Below are 22,415 nucleotides of genomic sequence, written 5' to 3'. Positions count from 1 at the left end.
ATTCGGGGGTCAGGTTGAGGCGTGGTCGGACGAGCCGTGCAGGATCTGCGCGGTGTGCTGGCCCAGGCGCGGCGGGGGCAGGCGGTACCGGGCCGGGGTCCGGTCCAGCGCGATGGGATGCGCGACCTGGCGGGAGGGCCTGCCTTCTTCTCCGTCGCCGGGTGCGGCGGGGATCTCGACGATGCCGGGAAGGCCGAGCCTGTGGGCGAAGGCGAAGGCGTCGTCGAGCGTGTTGACCGGTCCGGCGGGGACACCGGCGGCCAGCAGGACGGTCGACCAGTGGTCGGCACCCGCGGTGCTGAGCCGCTTGGTCAGGATGTCCCGCAGTTCGGCGCGGTGGGCGACCCGGTCGGCGTTGGTGCGGAAACGGTCGTCGAGAGCGAGACCGGGCTCTCCCACTGCCGCCGCGAGCGCGGCGAACTGCCGGTCGGTGCCCACCGCGAGGGCGAGCGGGCGGTCCGCGGTCGGGAGGGTCTCGTACGGGGCGATGCTGGGGTGCTCGTTGCCCATGCGCCCCGGGACGACACCGGCCACGGCGTACGCGGACGCCTGGTTGACCATGGCCGACAGCAGCGAGCCGAGCAGGTTCACCTCCACGAGCTGTCCCTCGCCGGTGGCGTCCCGGTGCCGTAGGGCCGCCATGATCCCGAGCGAGGCGTGCAGTCCGGTGATCACGTCGACGAGGGCCACGCCGGCCTTGACCGGCTCGCCGGCGGCGTACCCGGTCACGCTCATCAGGCCGCCGACCGCCTGCACGAGCAGGTCGTATCCGGGGATCGCGGCTCCCGCGCCGCTGCCGAACCCACTGATCGAGCAGTAGATGAGCTCCGGGCGCTCGGCGCGGAGCTTTTGGTGGCCGAGGCCCAGCCGTTCCATGGTGCCGGGGCGGAAGTTCTCCACCAGGACGTCGGACTCGGCGATCAGGGCACGGGCCTGTTCGAGGCCGGTGTCGGTCGTCAGGTCCAGGACGACGGACCTCTTGTTGCGGTTGACGCTCAGGAAGTAGGTCGACGTGCCGTCGCGGTCCGCCGGGGGGTGCCAGGCCCGGGTGTCGTCCCCGGTCGCCGGCCGCTCCACCTTCACCACGTCTGCGCCGAGGTCGGCGAGGAGCATGGTGGCGTACGGTCCCGCGAGAACCCGGGAGAAGTCGGCGATCCGCAGACCGTTCAGTGCGGCGTCTGTTCCGTAGTGGGTGCCCACGCACCCTCCTCTCTGATCGTGCCGCCGGTGCGAGCGTGAAATGGCCGGACCTCTTCCCGCTCGCTACCAGCGGTCCGAGGACGTTGCGCGATGGGTGAGTTCGACGAGGGGAAACCCCTGGGCGAGCGGAGGGACGGTCCGTACGACACGCACTCTCGCCCCGACCGCGACCACGACCGGCTCCACCCTGGTGACCTGGCAGGTCAGGGTGAATCCCTCGTCCATCGCGGCGAACCAGGTGTTGAGCGGAACCTGGCCGACGCGACGCACGAGGACCCCGGCCCCCGAGCTGCGCTCCCGCCTGAAGGCGGTGGACCCGCAGGCGCGGCAGAACGAACGGCGATAGGCCGGCGTGCCGCACCAGAGGCAGCGCTGGAAGAGCAGTTCTCCGCTGCTCGTCGGCGCGTCCGACTCGATGGGTTCACGGGTGTCTGTCTGGGGCATCACGGCCTCCTGCACGCGGTTCGGTGACCGGAAAGGGGCGATCGGAATCCGGTTCGGCACGGAATCCGATTCGGCTCCACCACACTGGCCCGCCACGGATCGCTGGTCAACGACGGGTTGACGCATCTTTGTGCGCGGACGGCGTTCTGTTCGCCGAGGTCAGAGCCTCTTCCCGGCGCTACTGTCAGACGTCGACGACCGAGGTGGCGGCTGGTGCCTTGTCGGTGAAGCGCGGCAGGGCGGCGGGGCCCATCTGCGCGTGCCTGCCTACGCCACCGAGGTGGGTGGGCAGATCGGCGAGCACACTGCGGAACAGACCGGCGAGTTGGACGACGGCGCCGACAGGGAGGGCGCGGCGGAGGGTGCCGCCCTCAGAAACCGGATCTCGATCCGATCCTGCTCGCGGATATGGCCGACAGACAGGCGGGGGCAGTCCTCGAACGTGTCGCCGTCGACCGTCACGGTCAGGATGCCGGGCAGATTCGAGGGCCGGCCCAGATTCTCGACTGGCGGTCCTGCCTGGCGCGGTGGAGCGCGGAGTGGGCAGACGCCGCGGCCTGCGAGGACCAGTTGAGCGAGGCGGACGAGGAGGCCCTGCGGCCTCGCCGGCTGGGCTTCACCCCCTGCGTCCCCCGAGCGCCTCGCAGCGGAGTACGCCGCGCTGCCCTCACCGCCGAGTTCGGCGTCCGGCTGCCCCGCTTCGCCCTGCGAACGCCCGGACCGGGCGAGACCTGCGCGGTCATCCGCACGGGCCCGCGCAGGACCTCACCGAGCAGGTCCCGGACACTGGGGTCGCCGCCATGAACTGTGATCCGAACCGGCGCCGGCACCGCGCCGGCATGCAGCACCTTCCTGAGCGTCTCGGCTGCCGCTGCACCCGCGATGACCCTGCGGCGCCCAGACGGCACCAGCGACGCTCGATGCAGCGCTGCCATGTCCGCGCTCGACCGACGCCCACATGACCAAAGCGGCGGGGGCCGTCAGCCGTCGATCGGGCGGAGAGTGTCGTCGTCGCAGCTCGTCGCCAGCCACTGCTCGACGGCGGTGATGTGCACAGTCGCGGCGGAGACCGCGAGCAGCGCGTCGCGTGCCTGGAGCGCGCGGAGGATCGCCTCGTGGTCCTGGTGGGCGCTGTCCAGCGCATCACGGGTGCGGCTGCCTCGGACGATGCGTACCCGCTGGGTGCGCGTGGAGAGCACCTCCAGGAGCATGGAGAGGACCGGGTTGCCGACCGCTTCGACGATGCGCAGGTGGAAGGCGATGTCGTGGGCGACGAAGTCCTCCACGGTCGCGGCGGAGCGGCATCGGTCGAGGAGGTCGCGCAGTTCTTGGAGGTCGTGCGGTTGCAGCATGGCCGCGGCCAGTCCGGTCGCCTGGGGTTCGAGCAGCCTGCGGACCTGGAGCAACTGCAGGGCGGCACGCCCCTGGGAGACGTCCGCTGCGAAGGACAGCGTCTCGAGGAGAAGGTGGGGCTCCAGGCTGGAGACATAGGTGCCGTCGCCCTGTCGGCTGACCAGTATCCGCATGGCGGTCAGGGCCCGCACGGCTTCGCGCAGCGAGTTGCGGGAGAGGCCGAGCTGTCGGGCGAGGACGTCTTCCTTGGGCAGGCGGGAGCCGGGCGCGAGTTCGCCGGCGACGATCATCGCCTTGATCTTGTCCATCGCCTCGTCGGTCAGTGCCACGAGGTGCCTCTCTGTGGGGGTGGGTAGGGCCCCGGCGGCTCCGCCCAGTCCGCGTCCGAACGAAGAGCGGAGCCGCCAGGAGCCGGCCTTTACTCCTGCTTCTCGCCGGAGGCGAAGCGGGAGATGATCAGGGCGACGATGATGATCGCACCGTTGAGGAACTGGTTCCACAGGGGCGGTACGCCCGCCAGGGTCATGACGTTGATGACCAGTTGGAGGGTGAGGACACCGGTGAGGGCGCCGAACACGGACCCCTTGCCGCCGTTGAGGCTGACCCCGCCGATGACGGTCGCGGCGAAGACCTGGAAGATCCAGCCGCTGCCCTGGGTGGCGGAGATGGAACCGTAGTGGCCGGTGTAGAGGATGCCGGCGAACGCGGCGAGCAGGCTGCCGAGGATCAGCACCACCCAGACGATCCGGTCGACGCGGATGCCCGCGGTGCGGGCCGCCTCGGCGTTGCCGCCGATCGCGTACAGCGCGCGGCCGTGCCGCAGCCACGCCAGCGCGCTGCCGCCCACTGCGAACAGCAGCGCGCAGATCCAGATGGAGGCCGGGACGCCCAGCCATGAGGCCTTGCCCAGGTACGTGAAGGAGGACGGCAGTTCCACGATGGACTGGCCCTCGGAGAGGGCAACCTGCAGTCCGCGCAGCATGGTCAGGCCGCCGAGGGTGACGATGAAGCCGTTGAGCCGCAGTCTGAGGATGAGGAAGCCGTTCAAGGCGCCGATCGCCGCGCCGACCAGGAGGCAGAGAGGGACCGCCGTCCATTCGGGAAACATCCCGAGGCCCGTGAATCGCCCGCCGCTGGAAGGCAGTACGAGCCACACGGCGATGACCGGGGCCACGCCGATGGTCGACTCCAGGGACAGGTCCATCCGTCCGCAGATGAGGATGAAGGTGGTCGCGAGGACGAGCAGGCTCAGCTCGGTGGACTGCTGGGCGACGCCGATGAGGTTGTCGGCGGTGAGGAAGGCCGGCGAGACGATGAACCCGATCACCATCAGGACGAGGATGGCCGGGACCAGGGACAGCTCACGGAAGCGGCCGAGGTCGACGCGGATGCGGGCGGTGTCCGCTGCGGCCGGCTCCGCCGCACTCGCTGCGGGCTCGGTGAGATCTGTGGTGGCGGACATGACTACCTTCCGTGCTCGTCGGTGCCGGATACGGCGGATGCGAGAGGGGTGCCGACGCCCTCCATGGCGGCGACGACGTGTTCGTCCTTCCAGCCGCGGTCGAACTCGGCGACCACCCGGCCGTGGAACATGACGACGACCCGGTCACACACTTTGAGGTCGTCGAGTTCGTCGGAGACGATCAGTGCGGCCTTGCCTGCGTCGGCGACCTGCCGGATCCTGCCGAGCAGGAACTCCTTGGACTTGACGTCGACGCCGTTGGTGGGGCGGATGGCCACCAGGACGTGAGGGTCGGTGGCCAGGGCGCGGGCGACGACGACCTTCTGCTGGTTGCCGCCGGAGAGGGCGGAGACCGGGGTGGCGGCGCCCGGGGTCTTGATGTCGAGGTCCTCGATCATGCGCTGGGCGAAGGCTCTGGTCCGCGCGGGCAGGACCGTGCCCCACGGGCCGAGCTGGTCGGTGACGGTCAGGGTGGCGTTCTCCGCCACGCTGCGGTTGTTGACCAGTCCCTGGAGGTGGCGGTCCTCGGGGACCAGGCCGACTCCGGCGGCCAGGGCGGACGGCACGCTGCCGGTGCGCACGCTCCTGCCGCCGACCGAGATACTGCCGTCCTGGGCCCGGTGCAGACCGGCGACGGCCTCGCCCACCTGGACGTTGCCGCTGGCCGCGGCACCGGCGAGCCCGATCACCTCGCCCGCGCGCACCGAGAGGGACAGCTCCTCGCAGGCGCCGGGAAGTGTCAGACCGCTGATCTCCAGCACCTCGGCGGAGCCGGCCCGTGCGGCCGGGGACCCGCTCTCGCCGACCGCCGCGACGGAGGCGGACTCGCCGGTCATGGCCTCCACCAGCGCCTGGTGACCGAGCTCGGCCACGGGCGCGGTCAGGATGTGGGCCGCGTCGCGGTAGACGGTGACCGTGCTGCAGAGGTCGTACACCTCTTGCAGGTGGTGGGAGATGAAGAGGAAGGCGACGCCCTGGTCCTGCAGGTCGCGCAGCTTGTCGAAGAGGCGGCCGATGCCGCGGGCGTCGAGCTTGGCGGTCGGTTCGTCGAGGATGATGAAGCGGGCGCCGAAGGACAGCGCCCTGGCGATCTCGACGAACTGCCGCTGCTCGACGGTGAGGTCCTTCGCGCGTGCGGCGGGGTCGACGGCAACGCCGTACTCGCCGAGCAACTCCTCTGCGCGCAGCCGCAGTTGCTTCCAGCGGATGGGCTGCACCGCGCCGGCGCTCTGCCGGTTCAGGAAGAGGTTCTCCGCGACGGTCAGGTCACCGATGATCGTGGAACGCTGGTAGACACACGCGACGCGGGAACGCCAGGCGTCGATGTCGCCGAAGGCGGGCGCCGACTCCCCCGAGAAGCGCAGGGTCCCGGTGTCGGGCTGCTGGAGACCGGTGAGGATGGAGACGAGCGTCGACTTGCCGGCGCCGTTGCGGCCGACCAGGGCGTGCGACTCACCCGAGGCGATGCTGATACGTGCGTCGCGCAGGGCGACGGTCGCGCCGAACCGTTTGCTGATGCCGGTCGCCTCGGCCACCGGGGCCGGATGCCCGGGACCGGTCGCGGTATCCGCCATGGGGATTCCGTCCTTTGACGTCGGATGCGGGGAGCGGGGAAGGGCGCGGTGGGGACGGAGGCAGGTGCCGGTCCCTCCCCACCGCGGGCTTGAGCTGCCGGTGATCAGCCGACGTTGTTGCCCCACAGGGCCTTGTCGTCCACGTTGTCCTTGGTCACCAGCGGGGCGGGCAGCTGGTCCTCCAGGCCGTTCGGGATCTCGACGATGGTGGAGTCGTGGTCGGTCTTGCCCGGCTTGAAGGTCTTGCCCTCGGCCGCGGCCTTGGCGTAGTACAGCGCGTACTTGGCGTAGAGGTCGGCGGGCTGGGAGATGGTGGCGTCGATCTGGCCCTTGCGGATGGCGTCGAACTCCTGCGGGATGCCGTCGTTGGAGATGATCGCGATGTGGCCCTTCTGGCCCGCCGGCTTGAGCAGCTTCTTCTGCTCAAGCAGTGCCAGGGTCGGCTGCAGGAAGACACCGCCGGCCTGCATGTAGATGCCGTTCAGGTCCGGGTGCTGGGCCAGCAGCGACTGGAGCTTGGCGGAGGCGACGTCGCCCTTCCAGTCGGTCGGCAGCTCGAAGATCTTGATCTTGGGGAACTTCGTCTTCATGCAGGCGGCGAAAGCCTCGGAGCGGTCGCGGCCGTTGATGGAGTCCAGGGCGCCCTGCAGCTCGGCGACCTTGCCCTCGCCGTTCAGCTGCTTGCCGAGGTACTCGCAGGCCTTGGTGCCGTACGCCTTGTTGTCGGCGCGTACGACCATGTAGACGTCGCCCTTGTCGGGACGGGTGTCGACGCTGACGACCGGGATCTTCTTCGACGCGAGGGTGTCGAGGGTGGAGGCGATGGCGCCGGTGTCCTGGGGCGCCATGACGACGGCCTTGGCACCGGTGTTCTGGAACACCTGCACGTTCGCGACCAGCTTGGTGACGTCGTTCTGCGAGTTGCTCAGCGGCAGGGCGTTGATGCCGTCGGACTTGATGTCCTTCTTCACGTACTCGGCGTAGGAGTTCCAGAAGTCGGAGTCCGAGCGCGGCAGGTCGATACCGATGGCCGGTGCGGCACTGCTCGCGCCGGCCGAGTCGGAACTGTCGCGGTTGCACGCGGTGACGAGCGTCATCGCCGCCAGGACGGCGAGGACGCCTGCGGCGGTGGAGCGGGGGCGAGCGAGCTTCATGACCGTGTTCTCTCTTCAGGCAGGGCGGGGAGCCGCCGAGTGAGGGTGAAGGGGGCGTATTCGCCTGCGGGGGAAGGACGAGGCCGCCGGCCGGACAGCCTGCGGATCCGGCACAAGGACGTGCGGACCACAGCAGACAGGGGCGTGAGGGAGTGGCAGCCAGACGGACGTGGAGGCCGAACGACCGCACGCCGCACCGGTTGCTCACCGGAACGTGCAAGCCATTCCTCCGATGTATATCGGACGTCGAGGACGTTACGACGGCATTGCCGACGTTGACAAGAGTCCACTGCCGCAGATTTCTGTGACATCGGCCTGCGGGGTGCCGGGGGTCCGCGCAGGCGCTCTTGATCGCCTCCCGAAACCTCTTCTCACCTGGGTTTATATCGACACCAGGGAGTTCGTGGCGCCAAGCGACAACAACTCACGATTCGGCAACGACGCCACCGCCGACCACTCCGCGATGGCCGGAGAGGAGGCGCACGAGGGGGTGCCCACCCCCGCGAGACCAGGCGATCCGCCCTGCCCGACCTGCTCTCATCAGGGAGGATGAGCGCGTGAATGCTCCTTGGATTCATCGGGGGGAAGGAGTCGACCTCAGACTCCATTCCCGTACAAATTTGCCCATATCACCCAAGCGTGAGAGGTGCAGCCGCCAGCCATGACGAAATACATCCGAGGTTTCCTTTGTCAGTGGGCCCTTCTACGTTTACAGTCACCCTGCCGCGATTCCTCCGATGACTGCGGTCCCTCACCCCCTCACGAACCACCCATGGCAAGGGAGTTGCCCAGTGAAACTGCTACGAGTCGGCGCACCCGGCGAGGAGCGGCCCGCTGTCCGCACCGAGGACGGCCGTCTGCTGGATCTGTCCTCCGTGGCCTCCGACATCGACGGCGCCTTCCTTGCCGGGGACGGTGTCGACCGGGCCCGTGCGGCGGTCGGGGCGGGCGAGCTGCCCGAACTGGACGCGGACGGTCTGCGGATCGGCGCACCTGTCGCCCGTCCCGGCAAGATCGTCTGCGTCGGCCTGAACTACCGCGACCACGCCGCCGAGACCGGAGCGCCGATCCCGCCGCGTCCGGTGGTGTTCATGAAGGACCCGGGCACGGTCGTGGGCCCGTACGACGAGGTGCTGGTCCCGCGAGGCTCGGTGAAGACGGACTGGGAGGTCGAACTGGCGGTGGTCATCGGCCGCCGCGCACGCTACCTCGACGGCCCCGCCGCCGCGCGGGCCGTGATCGCCGGCTACGCGATCAGCCACGATGTCTCGGAGCGCGAGTTCCAGCTGGAGTACTCGCCGCAGTGGGACCTGGGCAAATCCTGCGAGACCTTCAATCCCCTCGGCCCCTGGTTGGTCACCGCCGACGAGGTCGGCGACCCGCAGAACCTCGGACTGCACCTGAGCGTCAACGGCGTGAAGCGGCAGGACGGCCACACCAGCGACATGATCTTCCCGGTCGACCACATCGTGGCCTATCTGAGCCAGTACATGGTTCTGGAGCCGGGCGATGTGATCAACACCGGTACACCCGCGGGTGTGGCCCTCGGCCTTCCCGGCACCCCGTATCTGCGTTCCGGCGACACCGTCGAGCTGTCCGTGGACGGACTCGGCGGCCAGCGTCAGACCTTCGGCCAAGCGTGAAAGGCATCCCCTTGACTGCAACCTCCGCCCGGATCACCGCGGTCGACACCTATGACGTCCGTTTCCCCACCTCACGGGAACTGGACGGCTCGGACGCGATGAACCCGGACCCCGACTACTCCGCCGCCTACGTCGTCCTGCGCACCGACGCCGGCGACGGGCTCGAAGGCCACGGCTTCACCTTCACCATCGGCCGCGGCAACGACGTCCAGACGGCAGCGATCAACGCACTGCGGCCGCATGTGGTGGGCCGTGACGTGGCGGAGCTGTGTGCCGACCCGGGCTCGCTCAGCCGCGACCTGATCGGGGACAGCCAGCTTCGCTGGCTCGGCCCCGAGAAGGGGGTGATGCACATGGCGATCGGCGCCGTCGTGAACGCCGTGTGGGATCTCGCCGCCAAGCGGGAGGGCAAGCCGCTGTGGCAGCTGCTCGCCCACGCCGATCCCGAGTGGCTGGTCTCCCAGGTCGACTTCCGCTACATCGCCGACGCCCTCACCCCCGAGGACGCCCTGGGGCTGCTGCGCGAGGGCCGGACGGGGCTGGCCGAGCGCGAGACGATCCTGCTGGAGCGCGGCTATCCCGGCTACACCACCTCCCCCGGCTGGCTCGGCTACTCCGACGACAAGCTCACCCGGCTGGCCAAGCAGGCCGTCGCCGACGGCTTCACCCAGATCAAGCTCAAGGTCGGCGCCGACCTCGACGACGACATCCGGCGAATGCGCACCGCCCGTGCCGCCGTCGGCGACGGCATCCGCATCGCCATCGACGCCAACCAGCGCTGGAACGTCGACCAGGCGATCGAGTGGACCAACAGCCTCGCCGAGTTCGACCCGTACTGGATCGAGGAGCCCACCAGCCCCGACGACATCCTCGGCCACGCCACGATCCGCAAGGCGGTCGCGCCGGTCAAGGTCGCCACCGGCGAGCACGTCCAGAACCGCATCGTCTTCAAGCAGCTCCTGCAGGCCGGCGCCCTCGACGTCCTCCAGATCGACGCCGCCCGGGTGGGTGGGGTCAACGAGAACCTCGCCATCCTGCTGCTCGCCGCCAAGTTCGGGGTGCCGGTGTGCCCGCACGCCGGCGGGGTGGGGCTGTGCGAACTGGTGCAGCACCTGTCGATGTTCGACTACCTGGCCCTGTCCGGCACCACCGAGAACCGGGTCATCGAGTTCGTCGACCACCTTCACCAGCACTTCACCACACCCGTCGTGATGCGCGACGGCCACTACACCGCTCCGCTCGCCCCCGGTTTCTCCGCCACCATGCGCGAGGAGTCCATCGCCGAATACCGCTACCCCGACGGGACGTTCTGGGTGGCCGACCGCGCCGGGCAGGAGGATGCGGCATGACCGATCTGTCAGGTCTCAGAGCCGTCGTCACCGGCGGTGCTGCCGGAATCGGGCTCGCCACCGCCCGCACGCTGGCCGCGCAGGGCGCAGCGGTGGCCGTCCTGGATCTCGAACCCGCCGGTGTGCCACAGCCGTTGCTCGGTCTCAAGGCCGATGTCAGCGACGACACCTCGGTACGCGCCGCCGTGGAGGCCGCGGCCGGCGCGCTGGGCGGCATCGACATCCTCGTCAACAACGCCGGCATCGGTGCCATCGGTACCGTCGAGGACAACCCCGACGAGCAGTGGCACCGCGTCCTGGACGTCAACGTCCTCGGCATGGTCCGCACCACCCGGGCCGCGCTGCCCCATCTGCGCCGCGCCGCCACCGCCCGTCCGGGCACTGCGGCCGTCGTCAACACCTGCTCCATCGCGGCCACCGCGGGGCTCCCGCAGCGCGCCCTGTACTCCGCCAGCAAGGGCGCCGTGCTCTCCCTCACCCTGGCCATGGCCGCCGACCACGTCCGCGAGGGCATCCGCGTCAACTGCGTCAACCCCGGCACCGCCGACACCCCGTGGGTGGGTCGGCTGCTGGACGCCGCCGACGACCCGGAAGCGGAGCGTGCCGCGCTCAACGCCCGCCAGCCCCTGGGCCGTCTGGTCACCGCCGACGAGGTGGCGGCCGCCATCGTCTACCTCGCCGGTCCCGCAGCGGCGTCCGTCACCGGCACCGCACTCGCGGTGGACGGCGGCATGCAGGGGCTGCGGCTGCGCCCGGCGGACCGGTCGTGAGGACCACCACGCTGGGCGGCAGCGCGGTCGGGATCACGCAACTCGCGCTCGGCTGTGCCGGTCTCGGCAACCTCTACCATCCGGTCACCGAGGAGGCCGCCCTCGCCACCGTGGCGGCGGCCTGGGACGCCGGAGTCCGCGCCTTCGACACCGCACCCCACTACGGGCTGGGCCTGTCGGAACGGCGGCTCGGCACGGCACTGCGCAACCGCCCCCGGGACACGTACACCGTCTCCACCAAGGTGGGCCGGCTGCTCGTACCCGACCCGGAGGGCGACTGCGGCGACGATCTCGCGAACGGCTTCGCCGTCTCCGCGACCCACCGTCGCGTCTGGGACTTCAGCGCCGACGGGGTGTCGCGCTCGCTGGAGGCGAGCCTGGACCGCCTCGGCCTCGACCGGATCGACGTGGCGCTGCTGCACGACCCGGACGACCACGCCGAGCAGGCGCTGCGTGAGGCGTACCCGGCGTTGGAACGCCTGCGCAGCGAAGGCGTGGTCGGGGCCATCGGCATCGGCATGAACCAGTCCGCGCTGCCCACCCGCTTCCTGCGCGAGACCGACATCGACGTGGTGCTGCTGGCCGGCCGCTACACCCTCCTGGACCAGGACGGCCTTGCCGAACTGCTGCCGGAGGCCGCCGCCCGCGGCCGGAGCGTGGTCATCGGCGGGGTCTTCAACTCCGGCCTGCTCACCGCTCCGCGACCCGGCGCCACGTACGACTACGCCCCGGCGCCCCAGCCGGTGCTCGACCGCGCGCTGCGCCTGCTGGAGGTGACCGAACGCCATGGCGTTCCGCTGCGCGCCGCCGCCCTGCGCTTCCCCTTCGGCCACTCCGCGGTCGCGAGCGTCCTGACCGGCGCCCGCTCCACCGAAGAGGTACACGACACCGTCGAGCAGCTGCGCCGCCCGATCCCGGACGCCCTGTGGGACGAGCTGCGCGCCGAGGGGCTGCTCGCCGACGGCACCCCCGTCCCCGTATCGACGCCGTCGAAGGACCCCACATGCACCGGGGCCGGCGAGTGGACGCTGTGACCGTGCCGCATCCCTGGCCGGGCATCATCGACGCCCACCATCATGTGTGGCAGCTCTCGGTACGCGACCAGGACTGGATCACCGGTCCCGAACTCTCCCCGCTACGCCGTGACTTCACCCTCACCGACCTGGCGCCGGAGGCCCGTGCCGCCGGTGTCTCGGCCACCGTGCTGGTGCAGACGATCACCGTCCCGGAGGAGACCCCGGAGTTCCTGGCCCTCGCCGCGTCCAGCGATCTGATCGCCGGTGTGGTCGGCTGGACCGACCTGACCGCCCCTGATGTCGCCGATGCTCTCGCGTGGCTGCGCGCGGGCTTCGGTGGCGAGTACCTGGTCGGCATCCGCCATCAGGTGCAGGGCGAACCGGACCCCGGTTGGCTGGTGCGCCCCGAGGTGCTGCGTGGCCTGACCGCGGTCGCCGAAGCGGGACTCGTCTACGACCTGGTGGTGAAGCCCCATCAGCTCACGGCCGCGGTCGAGGCCGCCGCGCGCCTGCCGGAACTCACGTTCGTCCTGGACCACGCGGGCAAGCCGCCCGTCGTGTCCGGTGCCCTCGACCCATGGGCCGAGGAGATCCGATGGTTCGCCGCCCTCCCCAACACGGTCTGCAAACTGTCCGGCCTGGTCACCGAGGCGGACTGGGGCACATGGACCGTCGAGGACCTCAGGCCGTACACCGACACGGTCCTGGATGCCTTCGGCCCCGAACGCCTGATGTTCGGCTCCGACTGGCCGGTCTGCCGGCTCGCCGCCTCCTACGGCCAAGTGGTCGACACGGCACAGAAGCTGACGGCCTGGCTCGCCCCCGCAGAACGCCACGAGGTCTTCACCGGCACCGCCGCACGGACCTACGGCCTGACCGTCACCGGATTGCCGGGCCAACCCCAGGAAGCCCCATGCGCATAGCTCTCTTCATCACCTGTTTCAACGACACCATGTTCCCCCGCACCGGCCAGGCGGTGACCGCACTCCTGGAACGCCTCGGCCACACCGTGGAGTTCCCGCAGGCTCAGACCTGCTGCGGCCAGATGCACTTCAACACCGGCTACCGCCCCGAGACCCTGCCCATGGTGCGCCGCTTCACCGAGGCCTTCGCGGGCTACGACGCCGTCGTCGCCCCCTCCGGATCCTGCGCCGGCATGGTGCGCGACCACCACCGGACGGTCGCCGCCCAGTACGGGGACTCCGCCCTCACCGAGGCGGTCGAGCAGGTGGCGCCCACGGTGTACGAACTGTCGGAACTCCTCGTCGACGTGCTCGGCGTCACCGACGTCGGCGCGTACTTCCCGCACCGCGTCACCTACCACCCCACCTGCCACTCACTGCGCATGCTGCGCGTCGGCGACCGGCCGCTCAGGCTGCTGCGTGCGGTGAAGGGCATCGACCTCGTCGAACTGCCCGCCGCCGACTCCTGCTGCGGCTTCGGCGGCACGTTCGCGCTGAAGAACGCCGACGTCTCCAACGCCATGCTGGCCGACAAGATGCGCCATGTCCTGGACACCGGCGCCGAGTTCCTGACCGCGGGCGACAACTCCTGCCTCACGCACATCGGCGGCGGCCTGTCCCGGCTCCGCACCGGCGTCGGGACCCTGCACCTGGCCGAGATCCTGGCCGCCACGGAAGGGGACACACGGTGAGCGGCGCCGACAACGTCGTATGGCTGGGCACACCGGCGTTCCCCGAGGCCGCGCGCGAGGCGCTCGCCGACACCCGGCTGCGGGCGAACCTGCGCCGGGCCACCGGCACCATCCGCGACAAGCGCCTCGCGGTCGCCGCCGAACTGGAGGACTGGGAGGAGCTGCGGGAAACGGCCGCGACGATCAAGCGCCACACGCTGCGCCACCTCGACCACCATCTCCTGCGGCTGGAGAAGGCGGTGACCGTCGCGGGCGGAACCGTGCACTGGGCGGCGGACGCCGCCGAGGCCAACCGCATCGTCACCGGCCTGGTGGCGGCGACCGGCGAGAGGGAGGTCGTCAAGGTCAAGTCGATGGCCACTCAGGAGATCGGCCTCAACGAGGCACTCGCCGACGCCGGCATCCGCGCGTACGAGACCGATCTCGCGGAACTCATCGTGCAGTTGGGCGGCGACCGCCCCTCCCACATCCTGGTGCCGGCCATCCACCGGGGCCGCTCCGAGATCCGGGAGATCTTCCGGCGGGAGATGGGCGAGTGGGGCAGGCCCGCCCCCGACACCCTCACCGACGACCCGCGTGACCTCGCCGAAGCGGCCCGGCTCCATCTGAGGGAGAAGTTCCTGCGGGCCAAGGTGGCCGTCTCCGGTGCCAACTTCGCCGCCGCCGACACCGGCACGGTGGTGGTCGTGGAGTCGGAGGGCAACGGGCGGATGTGCCTGACGCTGCCTGAGACACTGATCACCGTCATGGGCATAGAGAAGGTGCTGCCGTCCTTCGCCGACCTGGACGTCTTCCTCCAGTTGCTGCCCCGCTCGTCCACGGGCGAGCGCATGAACCCGTACACCTCCCTGTGGACCGGCGTCACCGAGGGCGACGGCCCCCAGAACTTCCACCTGGTGCTCCTCGACAACGGCCGCACCGCCACCCTGGCGGACGAGGTGGGCCGCCAGGCGCTGAACTGCATCCGCTGCTCGGCCTGCCTGAACGTCTGCCCGGTGTACGAGCGCACCGGCGGCCACGCCTACGGCTCCGTCTACCCCGGGCCGATCGGCGCCGTCCTGACCCCGCAGCTCGTCGGCGTCGAGAACGCCGCCTCGCTGCCCTTCGCCTCGACCCTGTGCGGGGCCTGCTACGACGCGTGCCCCGTGAAGATCAACATCCCTGAGGTGCTGGCTCATCTGCGCGCCGAGGTCGTTGAGGCGAAGCGCCGGAAGCGGCAGCTGCCCACCACCGAGGCGCTGGCCATGAAGGCCGCGGCGACGGTGCTGTCCTCCCCCAAACGCCTGGCGGCCGCCCAGAGGCTCGCAGCTTTCGGCGCCCGCCTGGTGGCCCGCGAGGGCCGGATCGGCTTCCTGCCGGGTCCCCTCGCCCGCTGGTCCGCCACCCGGGACGCACCCGCACCGGCCCGGGAATCGATGCGTGCCTGGTGGCGCCGTACGAGAACAACCGGACAAGACGAAGGCCGTACGACGGCGGAAGGGAAGGAAGCACGATGAGCGGCCGCGAGACAGTCCTCAGCGCAGTGCGGACGGCTCTGGGAGATGTGCCGGGCGCCGAGAGTCCCGATGACGTACCGGTCCCGCACGGAGGTCGCGCGGACCACGCGGGGCCGGACATCGTCGGGCTGTTCACCGAACGCGCCGCCGAGTACCGGGCCACCGTGGTCCGTGTGCCGATGGCCGGCGCCGCGGCCGCCGTCGGGCGCGCGCTGGCACGTACCGGAGCGCGGTCCGTGGTCCTGCCGCCGGAGTTCCCCAAGGACCTCGTCCCCGAGGGGCCCTGGTCGCGGCTGGCGGACGTCCCGCCGCTGACGGTGAGCCGGCTCGACGCGGCGGACGCCGTGATCACCACCGTCGCCACCGCCATCGCCGTCACCGGAACCGTGACCCTCGACCACGGCCCCGGCCAGGGCCGCCGGGCCCTGACCCTGCTGCCGGACCAGCACATCTGCGTGGTCCGGGCGAGCCAGATAGCCCCCGACGTCCCCGAGGCGCTGCAACGACTGGACCCGTACCGGCCGCTGACGTTCGTCTCCGGGCCCTCGGCCACCAGCGACATCGAACTGGACCGGGTGGAAGGCGTGCACGGGCCGCGGGTCCTGGACATCGTCGTGATCGAGGACACGTAGCGGCTGGTCGAGTCCACTGTCCCCGATGTGACCGCTCACCGCTCGGCACGACGCGGTCGCGAGACCGGCCGTGCCGGCGACGGACGGCGACGGACGGCGACGGACGGCGACGGACGGCGACGGACGGCGACGGACGGCGACGGACGGCGACGGGCCGAGAACGGATCAGTGTTCGCCGTCACGCCCCCGCGGCCGCCGTCTCCGCATTGCGGCCTTCAGGACTTGATCGGCTTCACCTTCCTGTCGGCGCCGTTCACCCGCACAGTGATGTTCCGCTGGTTCCGTGCCCGGTCGGCCACGATCTTGTAGGACGTGACCTTCCCGTCCCGCCATTCACAGCTGACCTCGTAGCCGCCGCGGGCGCGGAGCCCGGTGAAGGAACCCTTGGCCTTCCAGGCGTCGGGCAGGGCGGGCAGCAGGTGGATGACGCCGTCATGGCTCTGGAGGAGCATCTCCGTCACGGCGCCGGTGATGCCGAAGTTGCCGTCCATCTGGAAGGGCGGGTGGTTGCAGAACAGGTTGGGCAGCGTGTTGTAGGTCAGCAGTCCGCGCAGCATGATCTGGGCGCGTTGCCCGTCACCGAGGCGGGCGAAGAGGGCCGCCCGCCAGGGCCAGGTCCATGAGCGGCGGCTGTCGCCCGACACCGTCGCGGCCGTGAACGGAACACCTTCCTTCTCGCCGCACCGGGCCTTGAGCGAGACGAGGGCGGCGGCCGCGAAGTCGGGTGTCTTCGGTGTGATCTGGCGGCCCGGGTAGACCGCGAAGAGGTGTGAGGTGTGGCGGTGGATGTCGGTGGGGCTGTCGATGTCCTCCTGCCACTCCTGCAACTGCCCCCACCTGCCGATCTTGTTCGGCGCGAGTCGCGCCTGCAGGTCCGCGACCCTGGCACGGTAGGCGGGATCGGCCTCGAGCACCGCCTCGCAGTCGAGGTAGTTCTGGAACAGGTCCCAGATGATCTGCTGGTCGTACATGACGCCGTCCTCGCGCGGCCCGTGCTCGGGGGACCAGCCGTTCGGAGCGACGAGGAGTCCGTCCTCGCGCTCCTTGAGGTGGTCCTCCCAGAACTCGCAGATCTCCTTGATCATCGGGTACGCGACGGTACGGAGATACTTCATGTCCTGGGTGAACGCCCAGTGTTCGTAGAGGTGTTGTGCGTACCAGGCACTCGCGACGGTGTTCCACTCCCACGCGTTGCCGCCGAAGATGCTCTGGCTGGTGCGGGCGGTCCAGCCTCGCGTGTCCTTTCCGAACGCGTTGTGCGTCGCCACGCGGCTGGGCACCGCCACCTGCTCGATGAACTCGACGAGTGCTTCGTGGCACTCCGGCAGGTTCGTCGTCTCGGCACCCCAGTAGTTCATCTGGATGTTGATGTTGGTGTGGTAGTCGGAGGCCCAGGCCGGTGAGTTGCTGTCGTTCCACAGGCCCTGGAGGTTGGCCGGCAGGCCCTTCGGGCGCGAGGAACTGATCAGCAGGTAGCGGCCGTAGTCGAACATCGCCTGTTCGAGGGTGGGGTCCTCTCCGCCCGACGCGTAACGCGCGAGCCGGGCGTTGGTGGGCAGGGCGATGACGGCGTCGTCGGAGGTGCCCCAGCCGACGGAGACACGGTTCATGAGCGCATGTGTCTCGGTGGTGTGCTCCTCGCGCAGTTCCCTGTAGGACCGGGCGGCCGCCTTGTCGAGTGTTCTGTCGATGACCAGTTCGGGATCGGTTCCGCGCCATCCGGCGGCGGCGTCGAGCTTGTAGTCGGTGCGGGCGTCGAGCAGCAGGGTCAGGCTTGTACAGCCCCTGAAACGGAGGGCCGATCCGTCGACGCGGAGGTCGCCGTCGGTGTGCACGACCTGGACGGTGCAGGCGTGCTTGAGGCCGTTGCCCATGACTCCGCTGAACGCGATCCGCCGGGCGTCGGCGTCGACGGTCGTCGGAGCCCCCTGTTGTCCGGATGTCAAAGAGATGGTGCCGGAGAGTCCCTGGTCGGTGTCCGACGTGTACCGGAAGACCAGGGCGTCGGCGGACCGGCTGGCGAAGGCCTCCCGACGGACGCGCCGCCCTGGCGTGCCGAAGCGGGTGACATGAACACCCGTCAGGAAGTCCAGGGCGCGCTGGTAGTCGACGAACGTGCGCTGCGTGCGCGTGTCGAACCCCCTGCCTTCCAGTACGACTTCGGCGATCTGGAAGCACGTTGACGACTCACCCGGGGTGAACGTGAGCCGATAGGCGCGGTAGGCGGTGCTGTTGGTGATCCGGAACGTCCGGCTCTCGCCACGGCCGGCGAAGGGCGCGCCGGCGCTCTGCGTGTCGAGGGTCACCCAGGCCTGCCCGTCCTGCGACGCCTCGAGCGTCCATCGCCCGGGGTCGTCCTGCGGACGGTCCGGGGCCGCCGTCAGCGTGTACGAGGTGACGGCGACCGCGCGGGGCAGGTCTGACTGCCAGACGACCGCGGGTGCGGCGTCGTCGATGCGCCAGACCGTGGCCGGATCGCGGTCCACCGAACACGAGATGTCAGTGGCCCGGGATCCGGCCCCGGCATCCGATCCCCGGGAGTGCCCGCTCGGCGACGACAGGTACAGCGCGGCGCCGCCGAGGTCGACGCCGGTCAGACCGATCTCGCCCACCTGGAAGTGGCTGACCCCTGCCTTGGGGACGAAGTCGAACCGGTAGAAGCGGTACGACCCGCTGGTGGCACAGGTGAACTCCTTCGTCTGGAAACGGCTCTCGAAGGGCGCCGCCAAAGTGCGGCTGTCCAGCGTGGTCCAGTCGGCGCCGTCGACGGAACCGGACAGCGTCCACTCCTGCGGGTCGCGCTGCGGCACATCGTTGGCACTCGTCAGACGGTAGGAGGCGACCGCGACGGGCTCGGGGAGCTCGACCTGCCACTGCACCCTCGAACCGGGCCCGTCGATGCACCACTTGGTGCTCGCGTTGCCGTCGTACGACTTCTCCACGCCCTCCGACGCGGAGGTGCGGTACGGACCCCCGGGGGCCGTGACCTTCGCACGATCGGCGAACGTGACGACGACGTCGCCGAAGTTCCGGTACGAGCCGAAGCCGGTCATACCGGTGTCGAACACACTGTCGGGCTTGCCCGCGAGCGCGTTGTCGTAGTTGTTGACCCCGCCCCACAGACTCTGCTCGTTGAACTGGATGCGCTCCTGGTCGGGGTCGGCGAACAGCATGGCGCCGAGACGGCCGTTGCCGATCGGCAGGGCCTGCGACTGCCAGTCCAGGGCGGGGACCGAGTACGACAGCGACTTGCGCGACAGGGTCGGCCACCGTCCGGCCTCCGACGCGGCCGAAGTGCCGGCGAAGGCCAACCCCGCAGGGGTGCCGTCGGCCAGCTGAGTGATCAGGGGGGCGAGGGCGAGGGCGCTGCCGAGCTTCAGGACGCTTCTTCGCTGCGGGTGGGATGCATGGGTCACGGCAAGATCTCCCAGCGATGGACGAGTTCTTCCGGGGTGCACGTCATCTTTGCCGCGACATAGATCGGATGTCTAGAGGGCTGCAGCACCAACTCACGCAGCTTCAACCGGCGCAAGAAGGGTGTCTCTGGCGGGCCAAGAAAGGAGGTTTGCGCACGTCGACCGCGGCCAGGCAACCAGTAGAGGACAGCGAGGATCCCCCGAATACATCGGATGTCAAACCAGCAGCCGACGCTCGGCGGAGGTGAGATTACCGAGCTGACCGCGGCCACACGATCAGCCAGGTCGCCGGCAGGGATGTCGATGAGGTCGAAGCCGAACGCGCGGGAGCTCTGTTCGTGGAACTTCTCGCATACCAGCGACTCCTGGTAGCTGATCCGACGGGCGCTGGTGGGCTCACAGAATCCCAGATTGCGCACGAAGAACACCTGCCGCGCACGGGAAACCGGCCGCCCAGAGGTACTTCGCGAGCGCGTACGTGCAGACCGGCGACCTCATCGATGAAGGATGCCCGTGTCCATGGCTCGTCCTCGCCCTCAGCCTGCGCTAGTGCGATGACTGCGGTGGCGGCTTCCTCGACAACCTCGTAGCCATGCTCGGTCGTGTCCCTCTTCGTGGTGTAAGCGACCTTGCTCGACGAGTTCCGGTAACCGCGCGTCGGCCACGCCATGGGACATGGCTCCCGGGTCGCGCAGCGGCTGACCTGCCGTCAGCGCCATGCGCGGCCCCGAACCGCACCGATGCGGCGATGACCTGCGGATTCCGGCGCTGATCCGCTACACCACCTGGCGGGACGCCACCCCATGCTCCGCCAGGCACCGCAGGATCGATGCCTTGCCCGCGCCTGGCGTGCCAGTGAGAACGTACCGTCGCATGCTCGGATGCCTTCCGCGTTGGGAGACAGGCCAACTGATGCCTGACACGCCTCTTGTGGAAGCATCACAGTGGAGCCCTGGAGGAGCAAAGCCTGCTTCAGCCAGGTTGCTCAACGTCACGCCAGCCGCTGCAAGGAGCCTGGCTGAGGTTTCTTCGTGCGTGACGCGCCCATGTGGACGATCGTCCGGCTGAAGCCCCATGGAGCCTCCCGCCGAGTGGCGACCGCCCTCCGTACTCCACCACACACGGCCCCGGCTGGTCTCCCCCGTCCAGCCGGGGCCCCTCACACCGGCGACCGACACAGCGCCGTCGGGAAGATTCCGGCGTACGGCACGCACTGCCCTCCAGCCGCCTTCAGCCGAGGTGAAGGACGGTCAGAGCCGTGGTCCAGTCGGTGACGACGGCCTCTGCGCAGCCGCGAGCGTGATCTGACCGTCGCAGACCGCGGTCGTCTTCATCTGATCAACAGGTTGGACCAGCTTCGTCTCCACCGCGTCCTACTTGTTGTTCATCCCGGGACCCCCGCGGTGGCCGGGGTCGGTCAGCTCCACCCACTGCCTATGCCCCCTGGGTGACTTGCCGGGTGCCCGCTGGTCGGTCGCTGGTGCTCCGTGCTCCCGAACTCTGTGTGTGGCGCTCGGTCTGCCTTCCGAGAGGGGTCGGTCTGCTCCCGGAGGAGCAGACCGACCCCGCGCCGAGCAGAGGGGATCAGGGATCAGCTCAACCCGAGGTTCGTCAGTGCGGTCGTCCAGTCCGTGACGATTGCGTCCTGGGCGTCGGCGAGGGTGACGGTGCCGGCGCAGACGGCCTTCTTGAGCTTGTTCTCGACGGTGTCCTTGTTGGCCGCGGTCGTGGTGCCGTACTCCGGCTCGGGCCAGAGGTTGAGCTCGCTCTTGGGGGCACCGCCGAGTTCGAGGGGGACGAAGTGGTCCTCCTCGTAGTCCGAGGTGCTGGTGTCTGTGTAGCCGTACTCGACGATCTGCTTCTTTTTCAGCGCGGTGGTGTAGGAGCTGGACGGCCGGACGGTCGCAGTCCATCCGGAGACGCAGATCGTGGAGTCGATGGTGGACTGGGTGACGTCCGGGTTGAAGTCGCCGGGCTGGCAGCTGGAGTCGGGGAGGGGGAGGTAGTCCTGGCTGCAGCTCTGCGCGTGGGCGGTGCCGGCTGCGACGGTGAGGCCGGCGGCGGCGAGGGCGAGGGAGGAAAGAGCGGTGACCAGCGAGCGGGATATTCGGGGCATGGGGGGTTCTCCCGGAGCGGTGCCCGGCAGGAATTCCGGGCGGTCGCGAACATGACAGCACCGGGGCCATCTATGCGGGTAGATCTGTTTGCCGGCCGTAGAGATTCCTTGCTGAACGTTTGACTACGGTGGGACTGGCGGGGAGAAGGTCATGGACCGCGCTTGGTTGTCGGCATCGCGCGCCAGGCCCGCTGACGGCCCCTCGTCACGTCAGCTCCAATGACCGGATGGACGCACTGCGTTCGCCCCCGGCCGTGCCCATGAGCTGTCCCCCGGCGCAGGCGACGCAAGGGAACCGGCCAAGTCGAATCCCCCGACCGGCGACCCGCACAGACTCGTCGGGGACATCCCGGCGTACGGCACACACCGCCCTCAAGCACCCTCTTCACTCGAGGTGAAGGACGGTCAGGGCTGTGGTCCAGTCAGTGACGATGGCCTGCTGCGCGGCCGCGAGCGTGACCTGGCCCTTGCAGACCGCGGTGTGCAGCTTCGTCTCCACCGGGTCCTTCTTGTTGTTCACCCCGGCACCCTTCTTGTGGCCGGGGTCGGCCGGCTCCACCCACAGGTTCCTCGGATCGTTGGGGTCGCCGCCGAGCTGCAGGCTGATCAAGTGGTCGTACTCCGCATCACCCATGCGGCCGGTGTATCCGTAGGAGGCGGCGTTGAGCCTCTTCTCCTTGCCCGTCACATACGCGGAGGGGCGCACGCCGGAGGTGTAGCCGCCCTTGCGGCAGATCGTCGACCTCAGATTCGCCTGCGTCACCGCCGGAGATATGGCGCCCGGCGTGCAGGTGGGGTCCTCAAGGGGCTCGCCATGCTCGGAGCGGTAATGGCATGAACCGGCGGCCGGTTGCTCCTGCACGGTGTAGTGCTTCTGCGGGCCCGCCCCCACCGCGATCGCCCGCCCTGACCCGCCGGGCGCACCGGGCGCAGGGCTCTGGGACCTGGAGGGTGTCGGTGTGCCGAATTGGACGGACGAACAGCCCGTCATCAGGAGGCAGGCGAGCAGGATGGGCGGTACGGCACGGCGGACAGGAGGCATGACGATCCTTCACGGGCTGGGGACGGCTGAGCAGATGCTCCCCCATCACCACTTGGTCTTACCCGCCGGGGGTACGACGCACCGGTACACGACC

19 protein-coding genes are annotated in these 22,415 nt (G+C 69.8%); 9 read left to right on the top strand and 10 right to left on the bottom strand.

The genetic code is table 11. The annotated features are described in order from the left end of the window. Positions 1 to 9: 9 nt before the first annotated feature. Positions 10 to 1,200 (bottom strand): CoA transferase, encoded by a 1,191-nt coding sequence (locus tag AB0D34_RS39890; protein WP_362671243.1) that lies wholly within the window; start codon positions 1,198 to 1,200, stop codon positions 10 to 12. A gap of 63 nt (positions 1,201 to 1,263) precedes the next feature. After that, positions 1,264 to 1,644: a zinc ribbon domain-containing protein gene (locus AB0D34_RS39885; RefSeq protein ID WP_362671240.1), complete on the bottom strand. Its 381-nt coding sequence runs from the start codon at positions 1,642 to 1,644 to the stop codon at positions 1,264 to 1,266. A gap of 408 nt (positions 1,645 to 2,052) precedes the next feature. On the opposite strand from AB0D34_RS39885, the gene AB0D34_RS39880 reads away from it, so the two are divergent. Next, positions 2,053 to 2,448, top strand: coding sequence for a hypothetical protein (locus AB0D34_RS39880; protein WP_362671238.1), 396 nt, complete (start codon positions 2,053 to 2,055; stop codon positions 2,446 to 2,448). Between the two features lie 176 nt (positions 2,449 to 2,624). On the opposite strand, the gene AB0D34_RS39875 is transcribed toward AB0D34_RS39880, so the two are convergent. The 4 genes from AB0D34_RS39875 to AB0D34_RS39860 form a co-directional block, all read right to left on the bottom strand. Continuing rightward, entirely contained in the window at positions 2,625 to 3,326 is a 702-nt protein-coding gene (locus AB0D34_RS39875) for a FadR/GntR family transcriptional regulator (RefSeq protein WP_362671235.1), read from the bottom strand. 89 nt (positions 3,327 to 3,415) lie between these two features. Next, positions 3,416 to 4,459: an ABC transporter permease gene (locus AB0D34_RS39870; protein WP_362671232.1), complete on the bottom strand. Its 1,044-nt coding sequence runs from the start codon at positions 4,457 to 4,459 to the stop codon at positions 3,416 to 3,418. A gap of 2 nt (positions 4,460 to 4,461) precedes the next feature. Beyond that, positions 4,462 to 6,033 (bottom strand): sugar ABC transporter ATP-binding protein, encoded by a 1,572-nt coding sequence (locus AB0D34_RS39865; protein WP_362671230.1) that lies wholly within the window; start codon positions 6,031 to 6,033, stop codon positions 4,462 to 4,464. A gap of 104 nt (positions 6,034 to 6,137) precedes the next feature. Then, on the bottom strand, positions 6,138 to 7,187 hold the full coding sequence (locus AB0D34_RS39860) for a sugar ABC transporter substrate-binding protein (protein ID WP_362671228.1): 1,050 nt from the start codon (positions 7,185 to 7,187) through the stop codon (positions 6,138 to 6,140). A gap of 791 nt (positions 7,188 to 7,978) precedes the next feature. On the opposite strand from AB0D34_RS39860, the gene AB0D34_RS39855 reads away from it, so the two are divergent. Genes AB0D34_RS39855 through AB0D34_RS39820 form a run of 8 tightly spaced genes read left to right on the top strand, consistent with a single transcriptional unit; the run spans position 7,979 to position 15,747 of the window. Next, complete coding sequence (locus AB0D34_RS39855) at positions 7,979 to 8,830, top strand: fumarylacetoacetate hydrolase family protein (protein WP_362671225.1); 852 nt, start codon at positions 7,979 to 7,981, stop codon at positions 8,828 to 8,830. Positions 8,831 to 8,841: 11 nt separating this feature from the next. After that, a complete protein-coding gene (locus AB0D34_RS39850; protein ID WP_362671222.1) occupies positions 8,842 to 10,179 on the top strand; it encodes an L-fuconate dehydratase in 1,338 nt (445 codons plus the stop codon). Continuing rightward, positions 10,176 to 10,949: an SDR family oxidoreductase gene (locus AB0D34_RS39845; RefSeq protein ID WP_362671220.1), complete on the top strand. Its 774-nt coding sequence runs from the start codon at positions 10,176 to 10,178 to the stop codon at positions 10,947 to 10,949. The genes AB0D34_RS39850 and AB0D34_RS39845 overlap by 4 nt, the downstream gene beginning before the upstream one ends. Further along, the gene (locus AB0D34_RS39840) at positions 10,946 to 11,983 is read left to right on the top strand and encodes an aldo/keto reductase (RefSeq protein ID WP_362671218.1); all 1,038 of its coding nucleotides are present in this window, start codon (positions 10,946 to 10,948) and stop codon (positions 11,981 to 11,983) included. The genes AB0D34_RS39845 and AB0D34_RS39840 overlap by 4 nt, the downstream gene beginning before the upstream one ends. Positions 11,984 to 11,985: 2 nt before the next feature. Next, the gene (locus AB0D34_RS39835) at positions 11,986 to 12,888 is read left to right on the top strand and encodes an amidohydrolase family protein (RefSeq protein ID WP_362671215.1); all 903 of its coding nucleotides are present in this window, start codon (positions 11,986 to 11,988) and stop codon (positions 12,886 to 12,888) included. Continuing rightward, positions 12,879 to 13,619, top strand: coding sequence for a (Fe-S)-binding protein (locus AB0D34_RS39830; protein ID WP_362671213.1), 741 nt, complete (start codon positions 12,879 to 12,881; stop codon positions 13,617 to 13,619). Before AB0D34_RS39835 ends, AB0D34_RS39830 begins: the two co-directional genes overlap by 10 nt. After that, positions 13,616 to 15,115, top strand: coding sequence for a LutB/LldF family L-lactate oxidation iron-sulfur protein (locus AB0D34_RS39825; RefSeq protein ID WP_362671210.1), 1,500 nt, complete (start codon positions 13,616 to 13,618; stop codon positions 15,113 to 15,115). Before AB0D34_RS39830 ends, AB0D34_RS39825 begins: the two co-directional genes overlap by 4 nt. Continuing rightward, entirely contained in the window at positions 15,112 to 15,747 is a 636-nt protein-coding gene (locus AB0D34_RS39820; RefSeq protein WP_362671208.1) for an LUD domain-containing protein, read from the top strand. Before AB0D34_RS39825 ends, AB0D34_RS39820 begins: the two co-directional genes overlap by 4 nt. 215 nt (positions 15,748 to 15,962) lie before the next feature. Here AB0D34_RS39820 and AB0D34_RS39815 read toward each other — a convergent pair whose 3' ends face one another. The 4 genes from AB0D34_RS39815 to AB0D34_RS39800 form a co-directional block, all read right to left on the bottom strand. Continuing rightward, entirely contained in the window at positions 15,963 to 19,163 is a 3,201-nt protein-coding gene (locus AB0D34_RS39815; protein WP_362671207.1) for a glycoside hydrolase N-terminal domain-containing protein, read from the bottom strand. After that, on the bottom strand, positions 19,160 to 19,582 hold the full coding sequence (locus AB0D34_RS39810) for a hypothetical protein (protein WP_362671205.1): 423 nt from the start codon (positions 19,580 to 19,582) through the stop codon (positions 19,160 to 19,162). Before AB0D34_RS39810 ends, AB0D34_RS39815 begins: the two co-directional genes overlap by 4 nt. A 1,172-nt stretch (positions 19,583 to 20,754) precedes the next feature. Then, entirely contained in the window at positions 20,755 to 21,279 is a 525-nt protein-coding gene (locus AB0D34_RS39805; RefSeq protein WP_362671203.1) for a hypothetical protein, read from the bottom strand. A gap of 385 nt (positions 21,280 to 21,664) precedes the next feature. After that, positions 21,665 to 22,321, bottom strand: a complete 657-nt coding sequence (locus AB0D34_RS39800) for a hypothetical protein (protein WP_362671201.1) — start codon at positions 22,319 to 22,321, stop codon at positions 21,665 to 21,667. Positions 22,322 to 22,415: the final 94 nt, after the last annotated feature.

It is taken from the genome of Streptomyces sp. NPDC048420 (assembly GCF_040651535.1).
Lineage (GTDB): Bacteria > Actinomycetota > Actinomycetes > Streptomycetales > Streptomycetaceae > Streptomyces.
Note: the sequence above shows the minus strand (reverse complement) of the source record. Positions and strands in the feature narration are given on the sequence as shown.

Bases quoted from the DNA above. Each gene is read 5' to 3' on its own strand.
- AB0D34_RS39885 (WP_362671240.1), bottom strand. From the start codon at position 1,644: ATGCCCCAGACAGACACCCGTGAACCCATCGAGTCGGACGCGCCGACG.
- AB0D34_RS39880 (WP_362671238.1), top strand. From the start codon at position 2,053: ATGGCCGACAGACAGGCGGGGGCAGTCCTCGAACGTGTCGCCGTCGAC.
- AB0D34_RS39870 (WP_362671232.1), bottom strand. From the start codon at position 4,459: ATGTCCGCCACCACAGATCTCACCGAGCCCGCAGCGAGTGCGGCGGAG.
- AB0D34_RS39865 (WP_362671230.1), bottom strand. From the start codon at position 6,033: ATGGCGGATACCGCGACCGGTCCCGGGCATCCGGCCCCGGTGGCCGAG.
- AB0D34_RS39860 (WP_362671228.1), bottom strand. From the start codon at position 7,187: ATGAAGCTCGCTCGCCCCCGCTCCACCGCCGCAGGCGTCCTCGCCGTC.
- AB0D34_RS39845 (WP_362671220.1), top strand. From the start codon at position 10,176: ATGACCGATCTGTCAGGTCTCAGAGCCGTCGTCACCGGCGGTGCTGCC.
- AB0D34_RS39830 (WP_362671213.1), top strand. From the start codon at position 12,879: ATGCGCATAGCTCTCTTCATCACCTGTTTCAACGACACCATGTTCCCC.
- AB0D34_RS39820 (WP_362671208.1), top strand. From the start codon at position 15,112: ATGAGCGGCCGCGAGACAGTCCTCAGCGCAGTGCGGACGGCTCTGGGA.
- AB0D34_RS39805 (WP_362671203.1), bottom strand. From the start codon at position 21,279: ATGCCCCGAATATCCCGCTCGCTGGTCACCGCTCTTTCCTCCCTCGCC.
- AB0D34_RS39800 (WP_362671201.1), bottom strand. From the start codon at position 22,321: ATGCCTCCTGTCCGCCGTGCCGTACCGCCCATCCTGCTCGCCTGCCTC.